This is a genomic window from Thalassotalea sp. G20_0 (assembly GCF_017744175.1).
In the GTDB taxonomy this organism is placed as follows: Bacteria; Pseudomonadota; Gammaproteobacteria; order Pseudomonadales; family Endozoicomonadaceae; genus Endozoicomonas.
The window spans coordinates 1-550 of the sequence record NZ_JAGHQV010000498.1 but is presented as its reverse complement, the minus strand read 5'-3'; the positions used below and the strand labels follow the sequence as shown (position 1 = coordinate 550).

Genomic DNA, 550 nt, shown 5'->3' with positions numbered 1-550 from the left:
GTTTGATCAACTTTTGCAGCGATTTGGCTGGACAATGCCAAATCTCACGGTATAAATGCCCTTTTTTTATCGGATTGAGGTATACCAATGAAAAAAATGATGTCTGGAATGCTGGTGTCACTGGCCATTCTTCTGGCTGGTTGTGCATCAACCCAGGAGTCACAGCAGGTTAATGCAGAAAAGCCGGAAGCCGTCGTAACCCGTCAGTTTACCGGTTCCACCATGACCCCGGATCCAGTTATGCAGCAAGTTATGGCGTTGAGCAAACAAGGTGTCCTGAAGGATGTTCGCATGACCCGCTCTATTCCTGCCCGGATCACCGCAACAGGACCTGAGAATGTTCTGGCTTGCATCGCTACGGAAGAAAGCCGCTGGCTGGAAGAGCACCAGGAGTGTGAGTTCATGGCAGAAGAAACCTGTACCGAGCTGGGTGGTGAATTCAGCCCTTGCGCATCATCCTGTCGAAATGATCCGGACGCCATGGTGTGCAATTTGATGTGTGTACAAGTCTGTAAGTTTTAATCCATCGATCTCGCAAAGTCATCTGGTT

At 49.3% G+C, this 550-nt stretch carries 1 protein-coding gene; it reads left to right on the top strand.

Features of this window, described 5'->3' with window-relative positions; genetic code table 11:
* Positions 1 to 87: 87 nt before the first annotated feature.
* Positions 88 to 522, top strand: coding sequence for a YajG family lipoprotein (locus J7438_RS27235; protein ID WP_209279136.1), 435 nt, complete (start codon positions 88 to 90; stop codon positions 520 to 522).
* The last annotated feature ends 28 nt before the right edge of the window (positions 523 to 550 follow it).